Source organism: Paraburkholderia unamae (assembly GCF_003096875.1).
GTDB classification, from domain to species: domain Bacteria; phylum Pseudomonadota; class Gammaproteobacteria; order Burkholderiales; family Burkholderiaceae; genus Paraburkholderia; species Paraburkholderia unamae.
The window spans coordinates 252,050-278,491 of sequence record NZ_QEOB01000005.1; the positions used below are offsets into that span (position 1 = coordinate 252,050).

The 26,442-nt window shown below is 64.8% G+C and carries 23 protein-coding genes; 17 read left to right on the forward strand and 6 right to left on the reverse strand.

The window, feature by feature from the left end; translation table 11 throughout:
- Nucleotides 1-81: 81 nt before the first annotated feature.
- Nucleotides 82-1,614 carry a methyl-accepting chemotaxis protein gene (locus C7402_RS47985; RefSeq protein ID WP_116610946.1) on the forward strand — a complete coding sequence of 511 codons (1,533 nt, stop codon included), beginning with the start codon at nucleotides 82-84 and terminating at the stop codon, nucleotides 1,612-1,614.
- Here the strand turns inward: C7402_RS47985 and C7402_RS12905 are convergent.
- The 3 genes from C7402_RS12905 to C7402_RS12915 form a co-directional block, all read right to left on the reverse strand.
- Nucleotides 1,595-2,770 carry a DegT/DnrJ/EryC1/StrS family aminotransferase gene (locus C7402_RS12905; RefSeq protein WP_116610947.1) on the reverse strand — a complete coding sequence of 392 codons (1,176 nt, stop codon included), beginning with the start codon at nucleotides 2,768-2,770 and terminating at the stop codon, nucleotides 1,595-1,597. The two genes, C7402_RS47985 and C7402_RS12905, sit on opposite strands and share 20 nt — an antisense overlap.
- Before the next feature lie 271 nt (nucleotides 2,771-3,041).
- Nucleotides 3,042-4,625: an alpha/beta hydrolase family protein gene (locus C7402_RS12910; RefSeq protein ID WP_116610948.1), complete on the reverse strand. Its 1,584-nt coding sequence runs from the start codon at nucleotides 4,623-4,625 to the stop codon at nucleotides 3,042-3,044.
- 115 nt (nucleotides 4,626-4,740) lie between these two features.
- Nucleotides 4,741-5,160 (reverse strand): ester cyclase, encoded by a 420-nt coding sequence (locus C7402_RS12915; protein WP_116610949.1) that lies wholly within the window; start codon nucleotides 5,158-5,160, stop codon nucleotides 4,741-4,743.
- Between the two features lie 497 nt (nucleotides 5,161-5,657).
- On the opposite strand from C7402_RS12915, the gene C7402_RS12920 reads away from it, so the two are divergent.
- Nucleotides 5,658-6,404, forward strand: a complete 747-nt coding sequence (locus tag C7402_RS12920) for an enoyl-CoA hydratase-related protein (RefSeq protein WP_116610950.1) — start codon at nucleotides 5,658-5,660, stop codon at nucleotides 6,402-6,404.
- An 81-nt stretch (nucleotides 6,405-6,485) separates the two neighbouring features.
- On the forward strand, nucleotides 6,486-6,953 hold the full coding sequence (locus C7402_RS12925; RefSeq protein WP_116610951.1) for a MaoC family dehydratase: 468 nt from the start codon (nucleotides 6,486-6,488) through the stop codon (nucleotides 6,951-6,953).
- Nucleotides 6,954-7,019: 66 nt separating this feature from the next.
- Here C7402_RS12925 and C7402_RS12930 read toward each other — a convergent pair whose 3' ends face one another.
- Nucleotides 7,020-8,696: an MFS transporter gene (locus tag C7402_RS12930; RefSeq protein ID WP_116610952.1), complete on the reverse strand. Its 1,677-nt coding sequence runs from the start codon at nucleotides 8,694-8,696 to the stop codon at nucleotides 7,020-7,022.
- A gap of 237 nt (nucleotides 8,697-8,933) precedes the next feature.
- A complete protein-coding gene (locus C7402_RS12935; RefSeq protein WP_112173098.1) occupies nucleotides 8,934-9,500 on the reverse strand; it encodes a TetR/AcrR family transcriptional regulator in 567 nt (188 codons plus the stop codon).
- A 76-nt stretch (nucleotides 9,501-9,576) separates the two neighbouring features.
- On the opposite strand from C7402_RS12935, the gene C7402_RS12940 reads away from it, so the two are divergent.
- The 10 genes from C7402_RS12940 to C7402_RS12985 all read left to right on the forward strand — a co-directional run bounded on the left by C7402_RS12940 (nucleotide 9,577) and on the right by C7402_RS12985 (nucleotide 22,081).
- Entirely contained in the window at nucleotides 9,577-10,710 is a 1,134-nt protein-coding gene (locus C7402_RS12940; RefSeq protein ID WP_165841875.1) for a PAS domain-containing sensor histidine kinase, read from the forward strand.
- Nucleotides 10,707-11,339, forward strand: a complete 633-nt coding sequence (locus C7402_RS12945; RefSeq protein ID WP_116610954.1) for a response regulator — start codon at nucleotides 10,707-10,709, stop codon at nucleotides 11,337-11,339. The genes C7402_RS12940 and C7402_RS12945 overlap by 4 nt, the downstream gene beginning before the upstream one ends.
- A gap of 156 nt (nucleotides 11,340-11,495) precedes the next feature.
- Nucleotides 11,496-12,269, forward strand: a complete 774-nt coding sequence (locus C7402_RS12950) for an enoyl-CoA hydratase-related protein (protein ID WP_116610955.1) — start codon at nucleotides 11,496-11,498, stop codon at nucleotides 12,267-12,269.
- Between the two features lie 37 nt (nucleotides 12,270-12,306).
- Nucleotides 12,307-14,385 (forward strand): 3-hydroxyacyl-CoA dehydrogenase NAD-binding domain-containing protein, encoded by a 2,079-nt coding sequence (locus C7402_RS12955; protein WP_116610956.1) that lies wholly within the window; start codon nucleotides 12,307-12,309, stop codon nucleotides 14,383-14,385.
- Nucleotides 14,386-14,414: 29 nt separating this feature from the next.
- Nucleotides 14,415-15,590 carry an acetyl-CoA C-acyltransferase gene (locus C7402_RS12960; RefSeq protein WP_116610957.1) on the forward strand — a complete coding sequence of 392 codons (1,176 nt, stop codon included), beginning with the start codon at nucleotides 14,415-14,417 and terminating at the stop codon, nucleotides 15,588-15,590.
- A 14-nt stretch (nucleotides 15,591-15,604) separates the two neighbouring features.
- Nucleotides 15,605-16,387 (forward strand): SDR family oxidoreductase, encoded by a 783-nt coding sequence (locus C7402_RS12965; protein WP_112173104.1) that lies wholly within the window; start codon nucleotides 15,605-15,607, stop codon nucleotides 16,385-16,387.
- A 41-nt stretch (nucleotides 16,388-16,428) separates the two neighbouring features.
- Nucleotides 16,429-17,217, forward strand: coding sequence for a crotonase/enoyl-CoA hydratase family protein (locus C7402_RS12970; protein ID WP_116610958.1), 789 nt, complete (start codon nucleotides 16,429-16,431; stop codon nucleotides 17,215-17,217).
- Between the two features lie 79 nt (nucleotides 17,218-17,296).
- Nucleotides 17,297-19,204: an acyl-CoA synthetase gene (locus tag C7402_RS12975; RefSeq protein WP_165841876.1), complete on the forward strand. Its 1,908-nt coding sequence runs from the start codon at nucleotides 17,297-17,299 to the stop codon at nucleotides 19,202-19,204.
- A gap of 41 nt (nucleotides 19,205-19,245) precedes the next feature.
- Entirely contained in the window at nucleotides 19,246-21,057 is a 1,812-nt protein-coding gene (locus tag C7402_RS12980) for an acyl-CoA dehydrogenase family protein (RefSeq protein WP_165841877.1), read from the forward strand.
- 40 nt (nucleotides 21,058-21,097) lie between these two features.
- Nucleotides 21,098-22,081 (forward strand): NAD(P)H-dependent flavin oxidoreductase, encoded by a 984-nt coding sequence (locus tag C7402_RS12985; RefSeq protein ID WP_116610961.1) that lies wholly within the window; start codon nucleotides 21,098-21,100, stop codon nucleotides 22,079-22,081.
- A gap of 34 nt (nucleotides 22,082-22,115) precedes the next feature.
- On the opposite strand, the gene C7402_RS12990 is transcribed toward C7402_RS12985, so the two are convergent.
- On the reverse strand, nucleotides 22,116-23,081 hold the full coding sequence (locus C7402_RS12990) for a LysR substrate-binding domain-containing protein (protein WP_116610962.1): 966 nt from the start codon (nucleotides 23,079-23,081) through the stop codon (nucleotides 22,116-22,118).
- A 127-nt stretch (nucleotides 23,082-23,208) separates the two neighbouring features.
- On the opposite strand from C7402_RS12990, the gene C7402_RS12995 reads away from it, so the two are divergent.
- From C7402_RS12995 to C7402_RS13010, 4 genes are read left to right on the forward strand one after another with little or no spacing between them, the layout of a single operon-like run.
- Nucleotides 23,209-23,868: an RraA family protein gene (locus C7402_RS12995; protein ID WP_116610963.1), complete on the forward strand. Its 660-nt coding sequence runs from the start codon at nucleotides 23,209-23,211 to the stop codon at nucleotides 23,866-23,868.
- Nucleotides 23,869-23,897: 29 nt separating this feature from the next.
- Entirely contained in the window at nucleotides 23,898-24,578 is a 681-nt protein-coding gene (locus C7402_RS13000; RefSeq protein WP_116610964.1) for an RraA family protein, read from the forward strand.
- Complete coding sequence (locus C7402_RS13005; RefSeq protein ID WP_116610965.1) at nucleotides 24,578-25,222, forward strand: RraA family protein; 645 nt, start codon at nucleotides 24,578-24,580, stop codon at nucleotides 25,220-25,222. The genes C7402_RS13000 and C7402_RS13005 overlap by 1 nt, the downstream gene beginning before the upstream one ends.
- The gene (locus C7402_RS13010) at nucleotides 25,219-26,436 is read left to right on the forward strand and encodes a pyridoxal phosphate-dependent aminotransferase (protein WP_116610966.1); all 1,218 of its coding nucleotides are present in this window, start codon (nucleotides 25,219-25,221) and stop codon (nucleotides 26,434-26,436) included. The genes C7402_RS13005 and C7402_RS13010 overlap by 4 nt, the downstream gene beginning before the upstream one ends.
- The last annotated feature ends 6 nt before the right edge of the window (nucleotides 26,437-26,442 follow it).

Consider the following 26,442-nt stretch of genomic DNA (forward strand, 5'->3'; position numbering starts at 1 on the left):
ATTCAGGAGACGCGACACGCCGGCAACGCGTGTCGCTATCGCGCGCGCATGGCTTTTCCGCGCCATTCGAAAAGGTGATCCATGAAACTGGTCCATCAACTCCCGCTGGCGTTGGGCGCGGCGCTGCTCGCCGCAGCGGCGGCGGGCGCATTTGGCATTGCCGAAATGAACAGCGCGGCCGATGCCTACGCGACGCTGATTCGCGTTGACGGCGCGCAGTCACATCAGGTCTCCGAAGCACTGGTCGCGTTCAAGAACCAGGTGCAGAACGGCAAGGACATCGTGCTGCGCGGCAAGAACCCCGAGTTGTTCGAGAAGTACTGGGGGGCGTTCCAGAAGTTCGAGCAGACCTGCCAGGACTCGACGGAAGCGCTCGCGCGCGTGCTGCCGCCCGGCGAGGCGCGCGCGAAGATCGAGCGCTTCAATGCGCTGCATGCGCAAATGGGCGCCGCTTACCGCAAGGCCATCGACCGGTTCAAGGCTTCAGGCTTCGATACGGCGGTGGGCGACCTCGCAATGGACGGTCTCGATCGCGAGCCGGTGATCCTGCTGCGCGAAGCCGGCGGCAAGATCGTCGAGCGAACGGCCGCGTCGGCCGCCCGCGCGAGGGACTTGCAGCGCCGCGCGATGCTCGCAAGCGTCGTTGCCATGGCGCTCACGCTGTTCGCGGGCATTGCGGGCGCCGTGATGTTTTCGCGCACGATCACGCGCAAGCTGGGCGGCGAGCCCGACGACGCGCGCGCCGCCGCCCGCGAGATCGCCACGGGCAAGCTCGATATCGACCTGCATGTGCGGCCCGGCGACACCGACAGCCTCATGGCCGCGATGCATACGATGGTCGCCTCGCTCACCGGGATCGTCGAACAGGTGCGCCATGGCAGCGAGGCCATTGCGAGCGGCTCCACGCAGATCGCCACGGGCAATGCCGATCTCAGCCGGCGCACGGAATTGCAGGCCAGCGCCTTGCAGGAAACGGCGGCTTCGATGGAGCAATTCAGCGCGACGATACGGCAGAACGCCGATCACGCGCACGAGGCGAGCGAGCTGGCCGCCGGCGCGTCGTCAATCGCGGCGCAGGGCGGCAAGGTCGTGAATCAGGTTGTGGAAACCATGAAGGGCATTGACGAGAGTGCGCGCAAGATCGCGGACATCATCGGCATCATCGACGGCATTGCCGCGCAGACCAATATCCTCGCGCTCAATGCGGCCGTGGAGGCGGCGCGCGCGGGGGAGCAGGGCCGAGGTTTTGCGGTCGTCGCCAGCGAAGTGCGCGGCCTCGCCCAGCGCAGTGCGCAAGCCGCGAAGGAAATCCAGGCGCTGATCGCGGACAGCGTGGCGCGCGTCGGGTCGGGCTCGCTGCTGGTGGGCGAGGCGGGCGCCACGATGAGCCGCGTTGTCGAAGCGATTCATCGCGTGTCGGTCATCGTGGGTGAGATCAGCCGGGCCAGCGCCGAGCAGAGCGTGGGCGTCGAACAGGTGGTGGCGGCGGTTGGCCAGATGGATCAGACGACGCAGCAGAATGCCGCGCTCGTCGAACAGAGCGCCGCCGCCGCCGAGAGTTTGAGGCAGCAGGCGGCGTCGCTTGTCGAGTCGGTCACGAAGTTCCGCATTTGATGGAGCGCGCGGCAAATTCAGCGCAGATCTCGTTTACTGCCCGGCACACGCGCGCCACGTCGGCTTCGGTCATCTGCGTGAATAGCGGCAGCGTGACCGTGCTCGCGCCGAAGCGCTCCGCGTGCGGGAACATGCCCGCTTGAAAACCGCGCTCGCGATAGAGCGTGAACAGATGAATGGCCGGATAGTGCACGCCCGAGCCAATGCCGCGCGCCTTCAGTTCGCCCATGAAGCCTGCGCGGTCGATGGCGAGCTGTTCGAGCGGCAGCGTGATCTGGAACATGTGCCAGTTGCTGTTGGCGAAATCGGCGAGCGGCAGGCCCACGCCGAGCTTCACGGCCGCGCCGCCCTCGAAGCCCGCGAAGTAGGCCCGCGCGAGCGCGTGGCGCTGGCGCGTGAAGCGCTCGACATGCTTGAGCTGGCCGAGTCCCACGCGCGCCGCGACATCCGTGAGATTGTATTTGCCGCCAAGTACATCGCAGTCCATACCGTCGAAGCCCGTGCGCGTGATGCCTTGCAGGCGGTACTTTTGCGCAAGCAGAGCCTCGGCCTCGTCGTTGAGCACCAGCGCGCCACCTTCGATCGACGTGAGGTTCTTGTTGGCGTGAAAGCTGAACGACACGATGTCGCCTATCGTGCCGATGCGCTTGCCGTTCCACATCGAGCCGAATGCCTGCGCGGCGTCCTCGATCACGCGCAGCTTGTGCTGGCGAGCGATGGCGTAGAGCCGGTCCATGTCGACGGGCAGACCGGAGAGGTGCACAGGGATGATCGCCTTCGTTCGGGGCGTGATGGCCGCTTCGAGCTTGTCGAGGTCGATGTTGCGCGTGACGGGGTCGATGTCGGCGAACACGGGCGTCGCGCCGACTTCGTAGACCACATTGCTCGTGGCGACCCACGAAGCGGGCGTGGTGATGACCTCGTCGCCGGGGCCGACGCCCGCGATGCGCAGGCCGATTTCGAGCGTGGCCGTGCCCGAGTTGAAGGTGCGCACGGGGCGGCCGCCGCAATACTCGGAGAGCGCCGCTTCGAACGCCTGGTTCTGCGGGCCGGTCGTGATCCAGCCCGAGCGCAGCACGTCGACGACGCCCTGGATGGTTTCCTCGTCGATCTCGGGACGCACGAAGGCCAGAAAAGGAAGGGACGGCTGTGTCATGAGTGCTTTGCTCTCTTCTCGTTGAAGGTGGCGCGAGGCGCAAAGCATACAGCACCACGTAACGAGTTGCGAGCCGGCGTTATTGGTCAGCGCATCGCGTCATTTCGGAAAACAAATGTCCTGGCGAATCGCTGTTTTTGACAATGACAGGAACGAAGAATTCATGTAATTAGAAGTGCAAATAATTGATGATATTCAGCGTGAGTTTTTCGATTCTAAATTTGGCGGCACCGGCGAGGTTTGAAAACCCCTCGCCGGCGCGATGCCCGCTTCAGAAGTTGTTGAAGAACCCGCGCGCCGCGACCATGCAGAACGGCGCGACAATATCGGCGTGATAGTTCTGGAGGACGGCGGAGAGCCCGCCGTCATTCGCACCGGCCTGCATAGCCTGCGCGGCGACCGCCGCTTTGGCCTGTGCGAACCCTGCCTTCACGGCGGCAAACGGATCGTTCGCGCTCGCCGCGGAATCGACGTCGAGCACGCTCGTCAGTCCCGGCGCCACATGGGCGCTCTTCCAGTAAGCCTGCTCGATCGCCGCGTTGAAGAAGAACACGGTCGGGTCGAGGTGGCCGCCGCACAGGAGCACCGGCGAGCGCGGCACCCAGTTGCGCAGATCATTGCGCTTGAATGCCTGGCGAAGCGGTTGAGCCGGATTGGCCGCCGGGGCCATCGCGGCCGTCGACGTGGGATAAGCGCCATCGGGATTGGCGATCTGGTCTTCGAGCATGCTCAGACGATAACTGTTGCGCACGAGATTCGAAGCGCCGAATCCCAGTGCGAACAGCGGCACCAGTGGCGGTGGCGCGAGAGGCGGCGTATGGGGCGGCGTGAGCGAATCGAACGCGGGAGCGGGTGACTGAAGGCTGAAAAGCTGCGTTTCGGGCAGTTTGCCCTGGGCGAAAAGCTTATCCATCGACACGACACTCGGCAGCAGGCTCTCGATGCCGGGAGCATAGGCCGCTTCGAAAAAGTCGCCGGGCTTGCGATAGATGTTTCCATACGCATGCTGGTAACTCGTGGTCACGAGCACCGTAAAGATCGTCGAGCCCAGATCGACCTCGCCCTGGACCAGCGCGTCGGCCATCGCGCCCAGCGCGTACGGGCCGGAGCCCGGCGCCGACGCCGTGACCTTGATGCCGGCCGCCTGAAGCGCGCGATGCGTGGCGAGCGCCACGTAACCGCCCTGCGAATAGCCGGTGACGAACAGCTTGCCGTTCTCGCGTGTCTTGTTGGCGGGGTCCGGAAGCGCCATGGCGAGCCGCGCCGCGTGCAAGGAATCGATCATGTCGGCCGATTGCTGGTCGCCATTCAGATACGGGTGGTAGGGCAAGGGCGAGCCCGAGTAACCGGCATAGTTGCTCGCCACCACGATATAGCCTTGCGCCGCGTAGATCGCCGCGACGGCAATGCCTTCGCCCGCGCCGTCGCCGTTGGCGGCGTCCGTTTGCGTGATATCGGCAATGTTGTAGTTGCGGTAAGTCGTCGTGCCGTGGGCATACAGCATGAGGGGGCGAGCGCCCGTGCAGGATGTGCCGCCGCCGGGAGTCATCAGGGCGGCGCTCGACATCGTGGGCTCGCCCGCGCCGCCTATGGTGAGGTAGCGGAAGTACTTGATTTCGATATCGCAACGCGGCGTGCCGGCAACCTGAAGCAATTGCTGACCCGTTGCGCTCGTCCCCAGCAACTTCGTGAAGTCCGCCGCGCTCAGGCGCAGGCTGGTTCTCTGCTCGACCAGTTGACCGCGGAAAAAGCAGTTCAACCCGCTACAGGTCGAACCGGCCTGCACAACGAAACTGGCGCCTGACAAAAAGAAAGTCAGCAGTGCAAAACCCAGATATCGCGTCGCTCCTCGCATCTCATGCTCCGTAGTTGTTGGTGTTCGGAAAATGGGACTGCATAAAAGAGTGCATCGAGTATAGGTCAACGCATGCCACGGCATGCGCGCCGTGACTTGCGTGATTCCTCAACTTTCATTGTCCAGGTGGAGAAACGGCGCCGAGTTGCATCATCAAGCCGAGCGTATCCATGATGAGCCGGGTTTCCTTGATCCGGCCTTCGTCAAAACGGTCGATGACCATGCCCCACACCTTGACCGATCGACCCGTGGCATTCACGCCGAGGAACGGGCCGCTATGCGTGCCTGTCCACTCGAAGCGGGTCAGCACACGGTCGCCCTCGGTGAGTTGCTCCTCGACGCGCCAGTGCATGTCCGGGAATGCAAGGCGCATCGCTCGCACGACATCCTTGAGGCCCTCGATGCCCGGACCCTGACCGGGAAACGGGACGTGCTCGACCATGTCTTCCCGGAAGAACCGGTCGGCATTGTCGATCAGCCCTTGATTCAAGACCTCTTCGATAAATCCGCGAACCATTCCACTCAATGCGTGCATGGGTGACGACCTCGTGGCTATTGCCGGATCGGGAAACGCTCGCAATGAGCGTACTCGATTGCGGCTTCTGCGGAGTTTGAAAATGACGGGATGCGGTTGATTCTACGGACAGCGGGAAGTTTTCGCGCATTCGCGTCGCGCGCACAAGCACCTGTGTCCGCCTGTGCGATCGACGCCTTTCGCGTCTGCTGGAGATTACGCGACGGATCATGACGGCGCGCGCCGGAGTCGTCCACGAATGTGCGGTAGCGCACATTCGCACGGTCTTGCTTGCAGCGCCGGGTTTTCCGCAGCGTATTAAAACTGTAAGGATCGAGTCTCGGAATATTCCGACGCATTTTCCAGCCCCTTCCTACAACGCTGCAAACGGGCGGCATGCCAAACTCAATCGAGCATGCCAGGCACGCGTGCAGCGTGCCAGTCGGTGCTCACGCTTTCCTGGTTCATGAACGATCCGCTTCGCACGGCTTGCGGAGATCACCAGGAGACATCACGCCATGAAATACATACATGCCGAATACGCCGACGGCATTCTCGTTCTCAAACTGAATCGTCCGGAGAAGAAGAACGCGCTCACGCAGAACATGTATCTGCGGCTCGCGCTGGCGCTCGAAGACGCCAACCGCGACGACGACGTTCGCGCCATCCTGCTTCAGGGCACCTCGTCCACTTTCACGAGCGGCAACGATATTCAGGACTTTGCCGACGACGGCAGCGAGACGGAAAAGCGCGCGTCGGAGCGCTTCATGCAAGCCGTGACGCAACTCGACAAGCCGCTCGTGGCGGGCGTATGCGGCCATGCAATCGGTATCGGCGCGACCGTGCTGTTGCATTGCGATTATGTCGTCGTGTCCGAAGACGCGCGCATTCGCTTTCCTTTCATCGACCTTGGACTGTGCCCGGAATTCGCGTCCACGATGCTGCTGCCCCTGACCGTGGGGCGAGCCAAGGCGAATGAATGGATGCTGATTGGCGCGACCGTGCCGGCCGACGAGGCGCTGCGCGCGGGCATGGTGAACCAGGTCCTGCCCAATGACCAGGTGCTCGACGACGCGCGGCGCGTGGCGTGCGTACTGGCGAAAAAACCGCATGACGCCCTCGTGCAAACGCGGCGTTTGTTGAAGTCGGCGCAACGTGAATTCGTCGCGGCGCGTATCGATGAGGAACGGCAGGTGTTTCGCTCGTTGCGCGATTCTCCGGACGCGCAGCGCATTTTTCGCGACTTCCTTTCGCGCGTGCGCTGAGCGTTTTTCGCATCGCTTTTTAACATCGACGAAAAAGCGCCGATGCGGTGCATTGGCGCTTCCGTTTCAGGAGACTCAAGCATGAAAGAAGTATCGACCCTGGCCGAACTCGAAGGTCTGATTGGCCAAACGCTGCAAAGCGACGACTGGTTCCCGGTCGAGCAGAACGATATCGACCTGTTCGCGCGCGCGACGGGCGACCATCAATGGATACATACCGACCCGGAGCGGGCGCGTCGCGAGTCGCCGTTCGGCGTGGCGGTCGCGCATGGTTTCCTCACGCTCTCGCTGTTGCCGGTGCTGATGTCCCGGACGATCAAGGTGCAGGGCGTACGCATGGGCGTGAACTACGGCCTGAATCGCGTGCGCTTTACGGCCCCGGTGCCGGTGGCGTCGCGCGTTCGATTGCAGGCGGCGCTGCGCGAAGTCAAGATCGACGAATCCCCGGCGGGGAAGAGCGCGACGTTGACCTGGTCGGTGACGATGGAGATGCAGGGAGCCGAAAAGCCCGTGTGCGTTGCTGAAACACTGAGCCGTTTGTACTTCTAACGACACGAAGTGACAGCGAGGTGCTCCGGCGAACCGGGCACCTCGCAAAACCATGCAACGCGATGATCAAGCGGTCTGATCTGAACGATCGCCGCTACGAGCGGCCACGGAATGGAACAGCCGCTCGGCGTCGGGGAGCAGGCGCGCCGCCTTGAAGTAAAACACGAGCGACGCCGGAATGAGCACCAGCGCGCCCAGCATGCCAATGCGGAGATCGCCGGTCACATCGCCCACGAGACCGACGCAATACGGTCCGATACCCAGCCCGATGAGATTGACGACCAGCCATTGCACCGCGATCGCCGTTCCGCGCAGCCGTGGCGCGACGAGTCCCTGAACCGTGGCCGAGGCCGCGCCGAACCATACCGTGCCGGTCATTTGCGCGCCGAAGAACGCGGCGAAAAACGTCGTCTTGTCGGGCGCGCAGAGTTGCAGCGCGTACAGTGCGCCGCTACAGAGCGCGGCGGCCATGGCGAGCCACAACCGGCCCGCGGCGCTGCGCCGTGCGAGAAAATCCGCGCCGATGCCGCCGAGCGTCGTGCCGAGAAAGCCCGAAAGCGCGATGATGAGGCCGAGCGCGAACGCGTCGCGCGAGCCGAGTCCGAAGTGGCCCACGCCATAGAGGAAGGTGAAGCCGGCCACCGCATAATTGACCGTGTTTTGCAGTGCCGCCGCGAGTACCGTTGCGCGCACAACGGGCGAGCGCAGAATCTGCTGGCTCGCGAGCGTGTCGCGTTGTGTGAGCCGATGCAGCCAGCACCAGGCTGCGTAGACGCCAAACGCCAGCGCGGACCACTGAATGAGATTGGTCGTGACCGTGATCGGGCCGATGTGGCCGAACCCGGCGTGCCGGTGCACGGTGGCGAGGCTGTCCGTAATGGCGGTGAGGGTGGCCGCCGCCGCCGCGCACAGCGCGAGCACGAGCAGATTCTGGAGTACGCCGCGGCGCGAGCGTGCACTGCGCCATGCTGCCGCGATGCTGAAGGGCGGTGTCATGGAGGCGATGTCGCCGCCCACCGCGCGCATGACCGACGAGAACGACACCATACGGGCGGCGCCGTTCGTGCGTGCACGCCTTGGTTCGCGTACGGTGAACAGCAGCAAGAGCGCGAGCGCGATACCCGGCAAGCCCAGCGAGAGAAATGTGATTTTCCATGCGGGAAACGCGAGCGGCGCGGCGCCCGACGCCTGCAAGCCGCGCCACCAGCCTATCGTGAGCGCCGCGACAGCCCCGGCGAGTCCCGAGCCGATGAAGATGCCGCTCGAATACACGGCGATCGCGGTGGCGCGGCGCTTGTCGGAGAAGTAGTCCTGCAAGAGCGAGAAAGCACTTGGCGTCGCGCTCGCTTCGCCCACGCCCACGCCGATACGCGCGAGTGCAAGGCCCGCAAAACCCGAGGCCAGTCCGGAAAGTCCCGTCATCAACGACCAGACGGCCAGCCCGAGCGACAGGGTCCGAACGCGATCCCAGTTGTCGGCGAAGCGTGCGAGCGGCAGACCCATAACCGCATAGAAAAGCGCGAAGCAGGTGCCGTAGAGCAGGCCGATCTGCGCGTCGCCGATATGCAGGTCGGCCTTGATATACGGCGCGAGGATCGTGAGTATCTGCCGGTCGAGAAAGTTGAAGACGTAGACGACCGTGAGGATGCCAAGGACATACAGCCTGCGCTGTCGTGTATATATCAGGTGTCCGAAGCGTTCGTGCGCGAGCGGCTCGGCAACGGACGAGGATTCAGAACTCATGCGATGTCTCCGTGTTGGATTGTTTGGCGTCTGTAGCGGGGTTCCTTGCCGATACGGGTTTGGAACCTGTCGGGTTCCTGCAAGGAAACCCGGTTTAGTCTATGACGCGCAATGTCCGGAGCCTGTCGTCGTTGTCTTGAGTTCTTGTCGGATATTTCCTATTTGATGATTGAGTGGCAATACAGCGCGATTGGCGCCGACGATTCGATCATCGATGCGCGCCAACGCGTTTCCGGCTCAGTTGTCTTCGTTGAGCGCGAGCAGTTGGCGCTTCGCGGCGGCAAGCACTGCATCGGAACGCTTCTCGTCGACCATCACCCTCGACACCACCAGCGCGCCGATCAGCGCGCTGACCGCGAACAGCGCCTTGTCTGCGTCTTCTTGATTCATCGACGCGCCGAGGTTCGCCGCGAATTGTTCGATACGGCTCGACATGGCTTCGCGCGAAGCCTCGTCGGCGCGCGCGACATCGCCCGCGAGCGCGGCGATCGCGCAGCCCGAGGCCCGCGCGTCGCGATGCTTGCGGCTCAGATAGCCGCGCACCGTCACGCTGTAATCGTGCGGTCCCTTGCCGTTCTTTGCCTCGAAGGCGGCGCGCCCGTCGTCGAGCGCGCGCTCCAGTGCGTGCAGCAGCAGGTCGGAGCGCGAAGCGAAGTGGCCGTAAAAGCCGCCGTGCGTGAGATTGGCGCTGCTCATCAGCTTGCTGACGCTCACCGACTCCAGCCCCATTTCCCTGACCTGACCGGCCGCCTGTTCCAGAATGCGTTCCCTGCTGCGCGCCTTGTCCGCCTGCGAATGCCCCATGGTCATGTCCGGGTTTGATCTATTGACATTCTGGATTATGGTCGTCATTCTTGTGGATGACAACCATCATGTAGAAATGACCGATTCCACCTTCGACCTCGACGACTACGAAGTTCCCTTCAAGGGCATCGTGGAGCAATCCATCGCCGGCATCTACATCCTTCAGGATGGGCGGTTTTGCTACGTCAACGAGACGTTCGCGCACATGTGCGGCCTCAAGCGCGAGCAACTGCTGGGCGCGCGGTTGCGGGACGTCGCCAACCCGGCGCAACTGGCTGCGCTGATGTCGCAGTACGAGCGCAAGATCACGGGCAGCGGGCCCTCGGAGCGCTTCACGATCCGGCGCACGCTGTCGAGCCGGCCGGGTTGCTTCGAGATTCACGGCACACGGGTGATTTTTCACGGCCGCCCGGCGATTGTGGGCGTGGGCATCGACATCACGGAGCAGGAGCGCCAGCGCACGGAACTGGTGGAGGCGAGCGAGCGATTGCAGGAACTCGTCGCGAGCGCCAACAACGTGAGGGAGAACGAGCGCAATCGCGTGGCGCGCGAACTGCACGACGTGATTGGCGGCATGCTCACGGCAATCAAGTTCGATCTTTCGCGGCTCGCGCGCGGCATCGAGGCCGTGGATCGTGCGTTCGAGCGCGACGCGAAGCCTGGGGAGGCGAGTCCGCCGGAACTGGCCGCGCTCGCCATGACGGCAACGCAGGCGCTTCAGCTCACGCAGGAAACCATCCAGGCGGTACGCGGAATTTCCGAAGGGTTGCGGCCCGGCGCGCTCGATCATCTCGGTCTTTGCGACACGCTTTCGCTGGACCTGAAACGCTTCGAGCGGCGCTACGGCATCGCCACGCGGTTTCAGACCACGGGTCTCGCGTTGGCGCTGGACCGCAACACGGAAATCGGCATCTACCGCATTTTTCAGGAAGCGATGACCAACGTCGCGCGGCATGCGAAGGCCACCGAAGTCACGGTCGATCTCGCGTGGCAGGCGGGCGGCCTCGTGCTGGAGATCGCGGACAACGGCCTCGGCTTCGAGTCGGACGCCGTTGCTGCGGAAGGGCATCTTGGCCTGCTCGGCATGAAGGAGCGCGCGAGAGAACTGCAAGGCGCCTTGCAGCTCGGCACCGGACCCCGCTCGGGCGCGTGCGTGAGGCTCAGCGTGCCGGTGCGGCGGGGCGGCATACAGGAGGAGAGCAAGCCATGATTCGTCTCATGCTGGTCGATGACCACACGATCTTTCGCGAGGGGCTCAAGCGCCTGCTCGCGGAGCAAAGCGAATTCGACGTCGTGGCGGAGGCGAGCGACGCGTCCGAAGCGCTTGGCCGGCTGCGCGAACAGCCGGTCGATGTGGCGTTGCTGGACGTGAACATGCCGGGGCGCAGCGGCCTCGACATGCTGCCTTCGCTGCGCGCCGAATGGCCCGCGATGCCGGTGATCGTGCTGAGCATGTATCCCGCCGAGCAATATGCCATGCGGGCATTTCAGGCGGGCGCCTCCGGTTACGTCACCAAGGACATGGACGCGATGGAGCTGGTCGATTCCATTCGCAGCGTGGCCAGGGGCGGCCGATACGTGACGCCCGCGGTGGCGAACTGCCTGCTCGATGGGTTCGAGCGCGGCACGCAAAGCGCGCTGCATCAGCAACTGTCTTCGCGCGAATACGAAATCATGCTGCTGATCGTGCGCGGCATCCGGCTGACCGAGATTGGCCGCCAGATGTATTTGAGCGTGAAGACCGTGAGCACCTATCGCACGCGCATTCTCAAGAAGATCGGTGTTGCCAGCAACGCCGAGCTTGCCCGCTACGCCGTCGAACGTCGGTTGATCGATTGATGATCGGCGGGTGCCGCGCTGAAGTTGCCGGTCAAAGCGGCAACTTCAGAAAACGCTGACAAATCTCAGAGCCACTTCCGACAGCCAGAATCGCCCGCAACGTCCACACTGTTTCCTCATGAAACGACTCAATCAGTCGTACTGAAGGAGAGAGCGATGGGCGCGGAAGTGAGGGTACGTCTGGACGAAGGCGTGCTGGTCGTGACGATCGACCGGCCCGCGAAAAAGAATGCGCTCACGGCGCAGATGTACGTGGCGCTGGCCCAGGCGATTGCCGAGGCCGACCGGCGCGACGACGTGCGCGCCGTCCTTCTGCGCGGCGAAGGCGGCAATTTCAGCAGCGGCAACGATATCGGCATGTTCGTGACGGATGAGGCGGCCGCGCATCGCGAACTGCCCGCCGCGACGTTCCTGCATGCGATGACGTCGCTGCGCAAGCCGGCGGTGGCGTGCGTGTGCGGGCACGCCGTCGGCATCGGCGCGACGGTGCTGCTGCATTGCGACTACGTCGTCGCCTCCGACGACGCGCGCGTGCGCTTTCCGTTCGTCGACCTGGGCCTGTGCCCCGAGTTCGCTTCGACCTTGCTGCTCCAACACGTGGTGGGCCGCAACAAGGCCGCCGAATGGCTCCTGCTCGGCGCGCCCATTCCCGCGGCGGAAGCGCACCTCGCCGGGCTCGTGAACCGCATCGTGCCGCTCGACATGGTCGAAGAAGAAGCGCTTTCCGTGGCGAAGCGCCTCGCCGTGAAGCCGCGCGAAGCGCTGCTCGCCACGCGCGGCCTGATTCGCGAATCGACCGCCGAACTCGTCGAGGCCCGCTTGCAGCGCGAGGGCATCGTGTTCGACACGCTGCGCCGCTCGCGCGAGGCGCAGGACATCTTCCAGCAATTCCTCCAGCGCGAGCCCGGCGCGGCGTCGAGCCGCGTTTGAGCCTGTGCATCTGTCTCCCACCGGAAAAGGACATTCCATGAGCACCGAATACACCGTCGTCGACGACGTCGCGGTCATCACGATCGCCAATCCACCGGTCAACGGGCTGGGCTACGCCGTGCGCGTGGGTATCATCGACGGCGTCGAGCGCGCGCTTGCCGATGCCAACGTGAAGGCCATCGTGCTCACCGGCGCAGGCAAGGCCTTTTCGGGCGGCGCCGATATGCGCGAATTCAATTCGCCGAAGACGGGGCGCGAGCCGGGGCTCAACACCGTGCTCGCCGCGATCGAGAACAGCCGCAAGCCCGTGGTCGCCGCCGTGCATTCGGTGGCGATGGGCGGCGGCCTCGAACTGGCGCTCGCCTGCCACTACCGGGTGGCCGCGCCGAAGGCGCGCATCGCGTTGTCCGAGGTCACGATGGGCCTCTTGCCCGGCGCGGGCGGCACGCAGCGTCTGCCGCGGCTCATCGGCCTGGAAGTGGCGACGAACATGATCGTGCACGGCGCATCGGTCGCATCGGAAGCGCTCGCGGATTCCGGCTTGTTCGATCAGATCGCGCACGGTGAACTGCTGCCGGCCGCGCTCGCGTTCGCGAGAGAGGCCGCGCAACGCAGCGGGCCGCATCCGCGCGTGCGCGACATGACCGTGCGGCACCCGAATCCGGAAGGCTATCTGGCCGTGGCGCGTGCGGCCATTGCCGCGAAGTTTGCGCATCTTCCCGCGCCCGCGCGCTGTCTCGACGCCATCGAGGCGAGCGTGAAGTTGCCGTTCGACGAGGGGCTGGCGCTGGAGCGGCGCTTCTTCCTCGAACTCATGAACGGGCCGGTTTCGAAGTCGCTGCGTCACGCGTTCTTTGCCGAGCGCACGGCGAGCAAACTGGTGGGCGTGCCGGAGAGCACCCAGGCGCGTTCCGTCAACCGGGTGGCCGTGGTGGGCGCGGGCCTGATGGGCAGCGGCATCGCCATGAATTTCCTCAATGCGGGCATGCCCGTGGTCTTGCTCGATGTATCGGAGCCCGCGGTGCAAAAGGGCGTCGACGCGATACGCCGCAACTACGAGGCGAGCGTGAAGAAAGGCAAGCTCGCGAACGCGGACATGGAGGCGCGCATGGCATTGCTCCAGCCCGGCGTTTCGCCCGAACGGATCGCGGATTGCGACCTCGTGATCGAAGCCGTGTACGAGGACATGGACCTCAAGCTGCGAACCTTCCGCGCGCTCGACGAAGTGGCTCGCCCCGGCGCGATTCTCGCCACCAACACGTCCACGCTGGATGTGGACCGCATCGCGGCTGAAACGAAGCGGCCCCAGGATGTGATCGGCCTGCACTTCTTTAGTCCTGCGAACGTCATGCGCCTGCTCGAAGTCGTGCGCGGCGCGGCCACCGCGCCGGATGTGCTGCAAACCGCCATGGGGCTCGCGCGCCGTATCGGCAAGGTGGCCGTGGTGTCGGGCGTGTGTGACGGCTTCATCGGCAATCGCATGGTGGCCCGCTATGCGCGGCGCGCCGGCGAGTTGCTGGAGCAAGGCGCGCTGCCGGAGCAGGTGGACCAGGCGGTCGAACGCTTCGGCATGGCGATGGGGCCGTTCCGCATGGCCGACCTTGCGGGCAACGACATCGGCTGGGCGATTCGCAAGCGGCGTTATGCCGAAGATCCGTCGATGCCGCGCTTCGAACTGGCGGACCGGCTTTGCGAGGCCGGACACTTTGGCCAGAAGACGGGCGCGGGCTGGTACGACTACGCGCCCGGCGAGCGCAAGGCGAAGCCTTCGGCGCGCACGCGCGACATGCTTCAGACGTGGTGGCGGGAAAAGGGCGTGACGCCCAAACGCTTCTCCGACTCGGAAATCGTCGAGCACCTGATCTACGCGCTGGTGAACGAGGGCGCCGCCATTCTGGAAGAAGGCATCGCGGCGCGCGCATCCGATGTCGACGCCGTGTACCTGCACGGTTACGGCTTCCCGGCCTGGCGCGGCGGCCCCATGTTCTATGCCGACACGGTGGGCGTCTACAACGTGCGCCGCGCGTTGCGCGAATTCGCCGCCGCCGACGCGAGCTGGAAACCCGCGTCGCTGATCGATCGACTCGCCGACGAAGGCGGCGCCTTCAACGCCTGATTTTTCACTCACTCTCACGGAACGACATCATGAACGAGGCCGTCATCGTATCGACCGCCCGCACCGCGCTGGCCAAAAGCTGGAAGGGCGCCTTCAACATGACACACGGCGCGACGCTCGGCGCGCACGCGGTCAAACACGCCGTGGAACGCTCCCGGCTCGATCCTGGCGAGATCGAGGACTGCATCATGGGCGGCACGTTCGGCGAAGGCACGACGGGTGGCAACATCGCCCGCGCCATCGCCCTGCGCGCCGGGCTGCCCGTGACCACGGGCGGCGTGAGCGTCAACCGCTTCTGCTCGTCGGGCCTTCAGGCCATCGCCATGGCCGCACAGCGCGTGATGGTGGAAGGCGCGAGCGCGATTGTCGCGGGCGGTGTGGAGTCTATCTCCTGCGTGCAGAACCAGGCGAACACCCACATGCGGCGCGACCCGTGGCTAGTCGAGCACAAGCCTGAGATCTACTGGAGCATGTTGCAGACGGCGGAGCAGGTGGCGAGCCGCTACGGCATCAGCAAGGAAGATCAGGATGCCTATGGAGTGCGCAGCCAGCAACGCGCCGCCGCCGCGCAGGCGGCCGGGAAATTCGCTGACGAAATCGTCGCCATGACCACCACCATGGGCGTGGTGGATGCGGCGGGGCGCGTCGTGACCCGCGAGGTGACGATCGCACACGACGAAGGCATTCGCCCGGACACCACGCTGGAAGGCGTGGCGCGCATCCGTTCGGCGCTGCCGGGCGGCGTCGTGACGGCAGGCAACGCGAGCCAGTTCTCCGATGGTTCGTCGGCATGCGTGGTGATGAACGCAAAGCTCGCGCAGCAGCGGGGTATCGAACCGCTCGGCATCTTCCGCGGATTCGCGATCGCCGGATGCGAGCCGGACGAGATGGGTATCGGCCCCGTGTTCGCCGTTCCCCGGCTGCTGGAGCGGGCGGGCGTGAAGCTCGAAGACGTCGGCCTGTGGGAGTTGAACGAGGCGTTTGCGTGTCAGGTTCTGTATTGCCGCGACAAGCTTGGCATTCCTGACGAACGTCTGAACGTCAATGGCGGCGCGATCGCGGTGGGACACCCTTACGGCGTCACCGGTTCGCGCTTGACCGGTCACGCGCTCATCGAAGGCAAACGCCGGGGCGCGAAGTATGTCGTCGTGACCATGTGCATCGGCGGCGGCCAGGGGGCCGCAGGCCTGTTCGAAGTTCTTTAGACAAGGAGATGGAAATGACTGCTGTGGCAAAGCTCTTCGACCTGAAGGGACGCACCGCGCTGGTAACGGGCGGCTCGAGCGGCCTCGGCCTGCAAATTGCCGAGGCGTTGGGCACCCAGGGCGCGCGCGTGGTGATCTCCGCGCGCAAGGCGGACTCGCTTCAGGCGGCGCAGGAGCATCTGGCGGCGCTCGGCGTGGACGCGAGCTGGATCGCCGCCGACAGCGCGGCGGAGGAGGATGTCGAGCGCCTCGCCAACGAGGCCATGCAGCGCCTGGGGCGGGTGGACATTCTCGTGAACAACGCGGGCGCGACCTGGGGTTCGACGACCGTGGATCATCCGCTGGCCGCCTGGGACAAGGTCATGAACCTGAACGTGCGCTCGATCTTTCTGCTCACGCAGAAGATCGGCAAGCTTTCGATGATTCCCAATCGCCACGGGCGTGTGATCAATCTCGCCTCCATCGCGGGGCTCAAAGGCAACGGACCGAAGTCGCAAGCCACGCTCGCCTACAACACCAGCAAGGGCGCCGTCGTGAACTTCACGCGCGCGCTCGCGGGCGAGTGGGGGCAGCACGGCGTGACGGTCAATGCGCTGGCGCCAGGCTTCTTTCCTTCGAAGATGACACGCGGGACCATCGAAAAGATGGGCGTGGAAAAACTCTCGGAGCGCGCGCCGCTCCAGCGCATCGGCGACGACGACGACCTGAAGGGCGCGGCGCTGCTGTTCGCAAGCGACGCCGGCAAGCACATCACCGGGCAGATTCTGGCGGTCGACGGCGGCATCACGGCGGTATGAACCCGCAAGCAACAACCCAATTCGAAATGAAGGAGCACACCATGAGCCACGACGCAGAAACGCCGCAGGTCCGCATGACGGTGGAAGGCCACATCGCCGTTATTTCACTCGACAATGTCGCCAAGAAAAACGCCATCACGCCCGACTTGATGCAGCAGCTTTCCAAACGGCTGACCGAATTCGACAACGATGACAACCTGTGGGTTGCGGTGCTCGATCCGGCGGGCGAGCACACCACAGCGGGCCTCGACATGCCGAAGTTCTTCGGCCCGACCGCGACGGCCAAGCCCATTCCCGACGACCAGGTCGATCCGTTCGGCCTGCGCAAGCGCTGCCGCAAGCCGCTGATCTCCGTGGTGCACGGCATTACCTACACGATCGGCATCGAACAGATGCTCGCGTCGGACATTGTGATCGCAGCGGACACCGCGCGCTTTTGCCAGCTCGAATCGAAACGCGGCATCGCGCCGCTCGGTGGCGCGCATTTTCGCTATCTGACCCGCACGGGCTGGGGCAACGCGATGTACCACCTGTTCCTGTGCGACGAATTTTCGGCGCAGGAAGCGTTGCGCTGCGGCTTCGTGCAGGAAGTGCTTCCGTACGGCCAGCATCGCGAACGCGCGATGGAGATCGCCCGCTTGATCTGCAAAGTCGCGCCCATCGGGCTGCGCGCGACCAAGGCTGCCGCGCTGACCTATATCGAGCACGGCGAGAAGGCGGCCATTGAAGTCATTCCGCATGTGCGCGAGGAGGTCTTCGCCTCGGAAGATTTCAAGGAAGGCATTCAGTCTTTTGTCGAGCGACGCGAGGCCCGCTTCCAGGGTCGTTGAACACGGATGCGGCGCGCGGGACAAGCCTGCGCGCCAGCATTGGCTTCCATAACACATGCAGGAACAGGAGACGAGACAAATGGCTTCCGTGTCATCCCGCTTGCCCGCTTACTGGACTTCGGATCTGCTGCTGACCGAGGCCGACGTCGAGCGCTTCGAGCGCGTTCCCCTGGCGGAGCGCGGTCTGCCGGCGTCGACTTATGAAATGCTGATGGATGGGTGCGGCATCGACCCGGACAACGTGGCGATCCAGTTTTTCAGCGACGGCGCGCGCCCGCTGGAGACGGCCGTGCAGGTGACGTTCGCACAGTTGCGCACGAAGGTCCATCAAACCGCGAATCTACTTGCCGATCTGGGAATTGGTAAGGATGACGTAGTGTCTGTGATGTTGCCGGCGGTGCCCGAATCGCAGTTCGTGCTGTGGGGCGCGCAGGCGGCCGGCATTGTCAATCCGGCCAACTGGATGCTGGAGCCCGATATCCTGGCGCAAATGTTCCGCTCGGCGGGCGCGAAGGTGCTCGTCGCCTTTGCGGGCGACGAACATCCGGAGATCTGGGCCAAGGCCGAAGCGGTGGCGCGCGGCGTGCCCTCGCTCGTCGCGTTGATTCGCGTGGGCGGGCGCGCAGCGGGGCCCGCGACGGTGAACGGCGTACCGGTGATCGACTTCGACGAGGCGATGGCGCGCTTTCCCGGAGACAGGCTGGTGTCGGGCCGCGTGTTTTCTCCCGACGACACGGCGTCGCTCTTTCACACGGGCGGCACGACCGGCGCACCGAAGCTCGCGCGCCATCTGCACCGCAACCAGGTGTTCTGGATCTGGGCTTCGAAGTATCTGACCGGGTTCGGCGCCGACGAGGTGAGACTGGTCGGCGTGCCCGTTTTTCATGTGGCGGGCGCCGTGGTGGGCTGCTATGGCCCGTTGGCGAAGGGCTCGACGGTGGTGCTGATGACCTCGGCCGGATTCCGCAATCCCACCGTGCTGCCCAACATCTGGCGCATCGTGGAGGCGTTCGAGGCCAACATGCTGACCTTCGTGCCGACGCTGGTGAACCAGGTACTGTCGATCCCGTTGAACGGTGCGGACATTTCCACGCTGAGCTATGTGGCGTCGTCCACGGCGCCGCTTTCGACCACGGTCGCGCAGGCTTTCCATCGCATGACGGGCCTGCGCATTCGCGAGAGTTGGGGCATGACGGAAACCACGGCGGTCACCTGCATCACGCCGCCGGTCGAGGACATCAAGGTGGGGAGTTCCGGCGTGCGACTGCCGTACCAGCAGGTGCGCGTGGTGCGGCTGGATGCGCAAGGGCGTACGGCAACGGACTGCGAGCCGGGTGAGCCCGGCCTCGTGATCGTGCGCGGTCCTTCGGTATTTCCCGGCTATCTGGGCGACAACCAGAGCGCGCACTGGGTGGACGGCGACTGGCTCGACACGGGCGACCTGGGCTATCTCGACGCGGATCGCTGGCTCTGGATCACGGGCCGCTCGAAAGACCTCATCATTCGCGGCGGCCACAACATCGACCCGAAGATGGTGGAAGAGGCGCTGTTCGGCCACCCGTCCATCCAGGATGCGGCGGTGATCGGCGCACCGGACGCGCATGCGGGCGAAGTGCCGGTCGCCTACGTGGTGATCAAGCCTGGCGCGCTCGCCGCCGCTCAGGAAGTCTTGCAGTATGCCGCCGAGCACGTGCCCGAGCGCGCAGCCGTCCCGAAGCATTGCTATGTGCTCGAGGAAATGCCCAAGACTTCGGTGGGGAAGATCCAGAAGAATGTGCTGCGTCTCGACGCGATCGAGCGGATGTTCCACGCCGCGCTCGACAAGGCGGGCATTGGCGCGAACGCGTCGGTCCGCGCGACGGACCGGGGCAACGGCGGGTTCTTCGCGGAAGTCAGCGTGAGCGATCCAAACATGGAGGAATACGAATTGATCGACGCGTTGCGGAGTTTCACCATTCCCTATTCGATCCGGCGCACCAATGTGTGACGCCCCGGCGAAAAAATTGCATCAATCAGGAGAGAATCGCTGTGCCTACGAACTACCACGCCCCTGTTGCCGACTATCTGTTCCTGCTGCATGACGTGATCGGCCCGCACGCGCCCCATGCGACCGGCGAACTGTCGCGAGACGATACGCGCCAGGTCCTGGAGCAGGCCGCGCGCTTTTTCGAGGAAGTCTGGGCACCGCTCGATGCTCCCGGCGACGAACAGGGGTGCCGGCTGGAAAACGGTGCGGTCAAGACGCCCTCCGGTTATGCAGCGGGTCACGCGGCGCAGTGCGAGGCCGGTTGGAACAGCGTGTCGGCTCCCGAGACGTTTGGCGGCGCAGGCCTGCCGGATACGATCGGCCAGGCCGTGCGCGAGTTTTCTGCCTCGGCCTGCAATTCGCTGGGGCTTTACACCGGGCTCACGAACGGTGCGCATGCAACGATCCGGCGCACCGGCGACGAGTGGATGCTCAAGCACATCGTGCCGCCGATGGTGGAAGGGCGCTGGGCGGGCACGATGTGTTTGACCGAGCCGCATTGCGGCACGGACCTGCGCCTGATGAAGACGCGTGCCGTGCCGCAGGCCGATGGCAGTTGGCGCTTGAGCGGAACGAAGATCTTCATCTCAGGCGGCGACCAGGATCTGACCGGCAACGTCATTCACCTGGTGCTCGCCAAGGTGCCCGATGAAAGCGGGCGCGTGCTCGACGATCTATCGACAATCAGGCTATTCCTCGTGCCCAAGCTGGCTGTCGATCCCGCCACGGGCGCAGTGGGCGAGCCGAACGGCGTTAGCGTGACCGGCATCGAGCACAAGATGGGGTTGAAGGGCAGCGCCACCTGCACGCTGGCGTTCGAGAATGCGCGGGCGTTCCCGCTGCAAGAGTCCAGCGAGCCGGGCGCGTCGGCGCGGAAGTCGTCGGCGGGGATGAGCGGCATGTTCGACATGATGAATTCCGCGCGTCTCGGCACCGGCTTGCAGGCGCTTTCGTCGGCCAATCGCGCATACGGTCACGCCGCGAACTATGCGCGCGAGCGGGTGGCGGGTCGCGCCGCCAACCCGACCGACCGCACGGGCGACGCGGCGGACCCGATTGTGGTCCACCCCGACGTGCGCCGCCTGCTGTTGAAGCAGGCCGCGTTTATCGAAGGCGCGCGAGCGCTTGCGCTCAGCGTGAGAACGCTGCTCGACGAGCCGGACGAATCGTTGCGTGCGAAACGGACTGCGATTGGCAGCCTGCTGACACCGGTCGTCAAGGCGTGGTTCAGCGACCGCTCATTCGAATCGGCCAACGACGCCATGCAGCTCATGGGCGGCCACGGCTATATCCGCGAGAACGGCGTCGAACAACTCGTGCGCGACTGCCGCATCTTCCAGCTTTACGAAGGGGCGAATGGCGTCCAGGCGCTGGACCTCGTGCTGCGGAAGCTACCGGCCGCCGAAGGGCAGTCGCTGGCCGGCTTCCTTGAACTCGTGGAAACCACGGCGCGAGAAGCGGGGCGGCGGGAAGCGCTGCGCGCCCACGCCGACGCGTTGCACGAGGCAACCGGTGAAATCAGGTCATATGCGAACTGGTTGCGCGACGCGGCGCGCAACCCCTACGACGCGGGTGGCTCGTCGCACGACTTTCTGACGATGATGGGCGTGGTTGCCTGCGCGTGGATGTGGCTGCGCATCGCGGATAGCGCGCTGGCCTTGTTGCCGGAAACGGCAGATCCCTCGTTCCTGGATCGCAAGCTCGCGCTCGCGCGCTATTGGTTCGAACGCGAACTGCCCGTGGTGGCTGCGCTGGGGCAGCGCGTGAAAACGGGCTCGGCGTGCCTGATGAGTCTCCCCGCCGACCAATTCTGATTCGCGCGGGCTTTGGCCAATGGTTGAGAGGAAATGATTCGTGAAAACACAACTGACTGAACTCTTCGGGATCGAGCACCCGATCATTCAGGGCGGCATGCACTACGTCGGGTTCGCGGAACTGGCTTCCGCCGTATCGAACGCCGGGGGGCTCGGTATCGTCACGGCGCTGACCCAGCCGACACCGGAGGCACTGGCGCGCGAGATCGAGCGTTGCCGCGAGATGACCGACAAGCCGTTCGGCGTGAACCTCACGTTTCTGCCCGCGCGCAATCCGCCCGACTACGCGGGTTATGTGCGAGCCATAATCACGGGCGGCGTGAGGGTGGTCGAAACCGCCGGGAATAATCCGCAACAGTGGCTGCCCGTGCTCCACGACGCCGGGATCAAGGTGATCCACAAGTGCACTTCCGTTCGGCACGCGCTAAAGGCGCAGGCCATTGGCTGCGATGCCGTGAGCGTGGACGGTTTCGAGTGCGGTGGACATCCCGGCGAGGACGATGTGCCCAACTTCATTCTGCTGCCGCGCGCCGCCGACGAACTCGACATTCCGTTCGCGGCTTCCGGCGGCATGGCCGACGGGCGTTCGCTCGTTGCTGCGCTGGCGATGGGTGCGGCGGGCATCAACATGGGTACGCGCTTTGTCGCGACGCGTGAGGCGCCGGTCCATCAAAAGGTCAAGGACGCGATCGTTTCGGCATCCGAACTGGATACCCGGCTTGTGATGCGTCCGTTGCGCAACACGGAGCGCGTCTTGAACAATCGGGGCGTTGAACGCTTGCTGGAGAAGGAGGAGCGGCTTGGCCAGCAGATTACCTTTGCCGATATCGCGGATGAAGTCGGCGGTGTCTACCCGCGTGTGATGAAGGAGGGTAACCTGGACGCCGGCGCCTGGTCCTGCGGGATGGTCGCGGGTCTCATCCACGATATCCCGAGCGTGAAGGAACTCATCGATCGCATCATGCTTCAAGCCAGGCAGATTATTGGGCAGCGTTTTCATGAGGTCATGGTGGCGGAGAGATAAACTCAGGCTCCCGGCTGCATTGCGGTTTCTCGCGCTATTTGTCTGCGGAAAGCGGGGGCGTTTGGGCACCTGCTGCCTGAGTCGCCTGCTTTCCGCCGGACTTGCGCTTCTTCAACCACGCAACGACCTCATCGACCATCGGGTGATGGCGTTGCGTATTCCACAGCAGCGCCGCCGTGACGACCGTGATTTTCTCCTTCAACGGGCGCACGACCACATTCGCCGGCGCGAGCTTGCGCATCGACGAGGGCACCAGCGCGACGCCTTGGCCGCAACCCACATAGGCGATCTGCGAGGTGACCGTGCGCACTTCGTGCGTGACGCGCGGCGTCAAGCCATGCGAGCGGCAAACCGAAGTCAGCAGATCGAAATAAACCGGGCTCACCTGGCGAGACGACATCACCAGTTGCTCGTTCGCCAGCGACTGTAGCCGCACGCGCGGCAGCGCCGCGAGCGCATGGTCCCGCGGCAGCGCCACGGCCAGGCGATCCTCCGCAAGCGGCATCGTGGCGATTGCGCCGCCCACCTGGCCGTCGATACGCACGAACGCGAGATCGAGTTCGCCGGCTTCCAGCATGTGAATCGCATCGACACTGTCGATTTCCTGCACGAACACCGTCAGTTGCGGGTGCGCGCGCTTGAGCGCATCCAGCACCGGCGGCACGGTTTCGAGCATCGCGGACGTGATGGCGCCCACATGCAGCACGCCCGACTGACCCGCCGCCACTTCGCGCACGACCCGCTCCAGCCGCTCGACCTGCCCGGCGAACTGCCGCACGGCGGGCAGGATCGCCGCGCCTGCCGGGCTCAACTGCGTCCCCTGGCGGGAGCGGTAAAAGAGTTGCATCTTGAGCGACTGTTCGAGCACCTTGATCTGCTCGGTCAGCGGTGGCTGGGACATGTTCAGGCGTTGCGCCGCGCGCCCGAAATGCTGCTCCTCGGCGACGGCAAGGAACATCCATAACTGGCGGATCAGCCGGAAGTCGATCGTATTGTTCATGCCGGGCTCGTTGCGTGAAGGGCGGAGTGCTGTTCCGAAAATCGTATCAGCAAGATAATTGATACGAAATTTACATATCAGCAGGGCAGCGCGAGGATTGTCGCACTTTTCAACGGAACTGAGCGCCATGAATCCGACTTCCACCCTCGATCGACTCGCGTCGCTGGACACCAACACGGTTTCCGACGCCCTCGACTTTCTCGGTCTGCCCGGCGCGACCTACGGTCTGCGCCCGCTGTGGGATTGCCCGAAGATCGTCGGGCGCGCCAGCACCATCCAGCTCGGCCCCAAGACCGATGCGAAGCCCACTGTGCACTTGATCTCGCCCGTTATCGACGCCGTCACCGCGAACGACCGCGTGCTGGTGATCGCAGGCGGCGCACAGGGCATCTCGTGCTGGGGCGACATTCTCGCCAATGCCGCAAGCGCGAAGCAAATTCGGGGCTCGGTCATCGACGGCTTGAGCCGCGATATCGAAGGCAGCGAGTCGATCGGCTACCCCGTTTATGGCCGGGGCATCACGATGATCAGCGCGCGCAACCGCGTGGTCCAGATCGACTCGGGTAATCCGGTTCAGGTGGCGGGCGTCACCGTGCATGAGGACGACTATGTGATCGCCGATCGCTGCGGCACGGTGTTCGTTCCCGCCGCTCATATCGAGGCGGTGCTGGACCTGGGCGAGCGGATCGCGCGACGCCAGGACGGCATGGTGGCGGCCGTGCGCGCCGGCCGGCCGGTGGCCGACGTCATGCACGACAAGGAATTCGAGGCGATTGCCGTTCGTTGAGCGGCGCATTTCAATAAGGAGTTCTTTATATGACGAATCCCCGAAAGATCAGCGCGGACGATCAGGCGTTGGTCGCGTGCTTCGCAGGCCTCGACACGCCCGGCGTGTCGGACGCCATGGACAAGCTCGGCCTGCACGGTCAGGTCCTGGGTGTCATGGCGCTGGCCGATTACACGAAGGTCGTGGTCGGCCCCGCATTCACCGTGCGCTATGCACCGGCCAGCGTGCCGCCCGGCACCGTGGGCGACTTCATCGATGACGTGGCCGAAGGCGACGTCATCGTGATCGACAACGCCGGTCGGACCGACTGCACGGTCTGGGGCGACATCATGACCCAATACGCGGGGTTGCGCGGCATAGCGGGCACGGTGATCGACGGCGTTTGCCGCGACGTGAACAAGGCGCTGGGCGACGGCTATCCGCTCTTCACGGCGGGGCGCTTCATGCGCACCGGCAAGGACCGCGTGCAGGTCGAGGCGGTGAACGCCACGGTGGGAGTCGGCACGGTGCGCGTCGCGGCAGGCGATATCGTGGTGGCGGACGCGAACGGCGTCGTCATCGTGCCGCGCGAGCGTGCCCGCGAAGTGGCGCAAACGGCGCGCGAAATCGAACAAAGCGAATCGCGCATTCGCGAACTGCTCGCGCAGGGCAAGACGCTGGGCGAGGCGCGCGCCGTGCTCGGCTACCACACGCTGCAAAGGAAGCGCTAATGGAAACGATGAACACTTATGACGCGGCCTGGCTGGAGCAGGCGCGCAAGCTCGGTACTTCCACGTTGTTCGAATCCTGCGGACTGCAAACCAGTTCGGTTGATCCCGACATTCGTCCCGTCTGGGCGGGCGCCAGCGTCGCCGGCCCGGCCTATCCGCTCGAATGCTCGCCTGGCGACAATCTCTCCATTCATATCGCCATGGAGCAGGCGCCGCGCGGCAGCATACTCGTGGTGGCGACAGGCGGTTTCGTCGCGGGCTATTGGGGCGAAGTGCTGACCGTGGCCGCCGAGGCCGCGGGCGTGGCCGGACTGGTCATCGATGGCGGCGTGCGCGACATTGCGGCGCTCAAGGCGCGCCGCTTTCCGGTGTTCACGCGCGGGGTTTCGATGCGCGGCACGATCAAGGCCAGCGCGCCCTCGGTGGGGCGGCCCATCAACTTCACGGGTACGCCGGTTGCACCGGGCGACCTGCTCGTGGCCGACGACGACGGCGTGCTCGTTCTGCCCGCCGCCCATGTCGAGGCGACGCTTGCGAAGGGGCAGGCGAGGGCGGACAAGGAGGCCGCGATCATGGAACAGCTTCGCGAAGGCAAGACGACGATAGACCTGCTTGGCCTTGCGCAGTGGAGGCAGGCACGATGAGCGCAACCGGGTATGCACTCAACCGCTTCCTCGCTGCCGCAAAGCCTTCGGCCACTTACAAGGTGATGGATCGAGTGGCCGCACGGCGCGCGAGCGGCGCTGCCGTGATTTCGCTGAGCGCGGGCGAGCCGGATTTCGACACGCCCGCGCACATATGCGACGCCGCCATCGCCGCCATTCGCGGCGGTCATACGCGCTACACGCAGGTAGCGGGGCTGCGCGCCCTGCGCGAAGCCATCGCCGCGAAGTTTCAGCGCGAGAACGGCCTGGACGTGGACTGGCGCGATACGCTCGTCTGCAACGGCGGCAAGCAGGTGATTTTCAACGCGCTGGCCGCGACCCTCAACGAGGGCGACGAAGTCATCGTGCCGGCCCCGTATTGGGTGAGCTACCCCGAGATCGTGCAGTTGTGCGGCGGAAAATCGGTGATCGTGCCGTGCGGCGTCGAGAGCGGCTTCAAGCTGACCGCCAACGCGCTTCAGGCCGCGATTACGCCGCGCACGCGCTGGCTCATTCTGAATTCGCCGTCCAATCCGACCGGCACCGTCTATAGCCGCGCCGAACTGCGCGAACTGGCGCAAGTGCTGCTCGCGCATCCACAGGTGCTGGTGTTGTCCGACGATATCTACGAGCACCTGATCTTCGATGGACTGGAATTCTCGACGCTCGCCCAGGTGGAGCCGCGACTGCGCGAACGCGTGCTCACGATGAACGGCGTTTCGAAGGCGTATGCGATGACGGGCTGGCGCATCGGCTTTGGCACGGGCCCGCGCTGGTTGATCGACGCCATGGAGAAGCTCCAGGGGCAGCAGACGTCGGGCGCATCGACCATCTCGCAGCATGCCGCGCTCGCCGCGCTCACGGGACCGCAGGATTTCATCGCGCGCTCGCGTGAGCAGTTTCAGCGTCGGCGCGACCTTGTCGTCGAGCAGCTCAATGCTGCGCCGGGCCTGCGCTGCGAAGCGCCGCAGGGCGCGTTTTATGCATTCGCGTCGTGTGCGGGCCTCATTGGCAAGACGACGAAGGCGGGGACGCATCTCGGCGACGACGAAGCCGTGGTGAACGCGTTGCTCGACGAAGCCGGTGTGGCGACCGTGCATGGCAGCGCGTTTGGCCTGGGGCCCTATATTCGTATAGCGTATGCGCTGGACGATGCCTCGCTGTTGCAAGCGTGCGCCGCGATCCAGAACTTTTGCCAGGTACTGAAGGCGTGAGTGAGC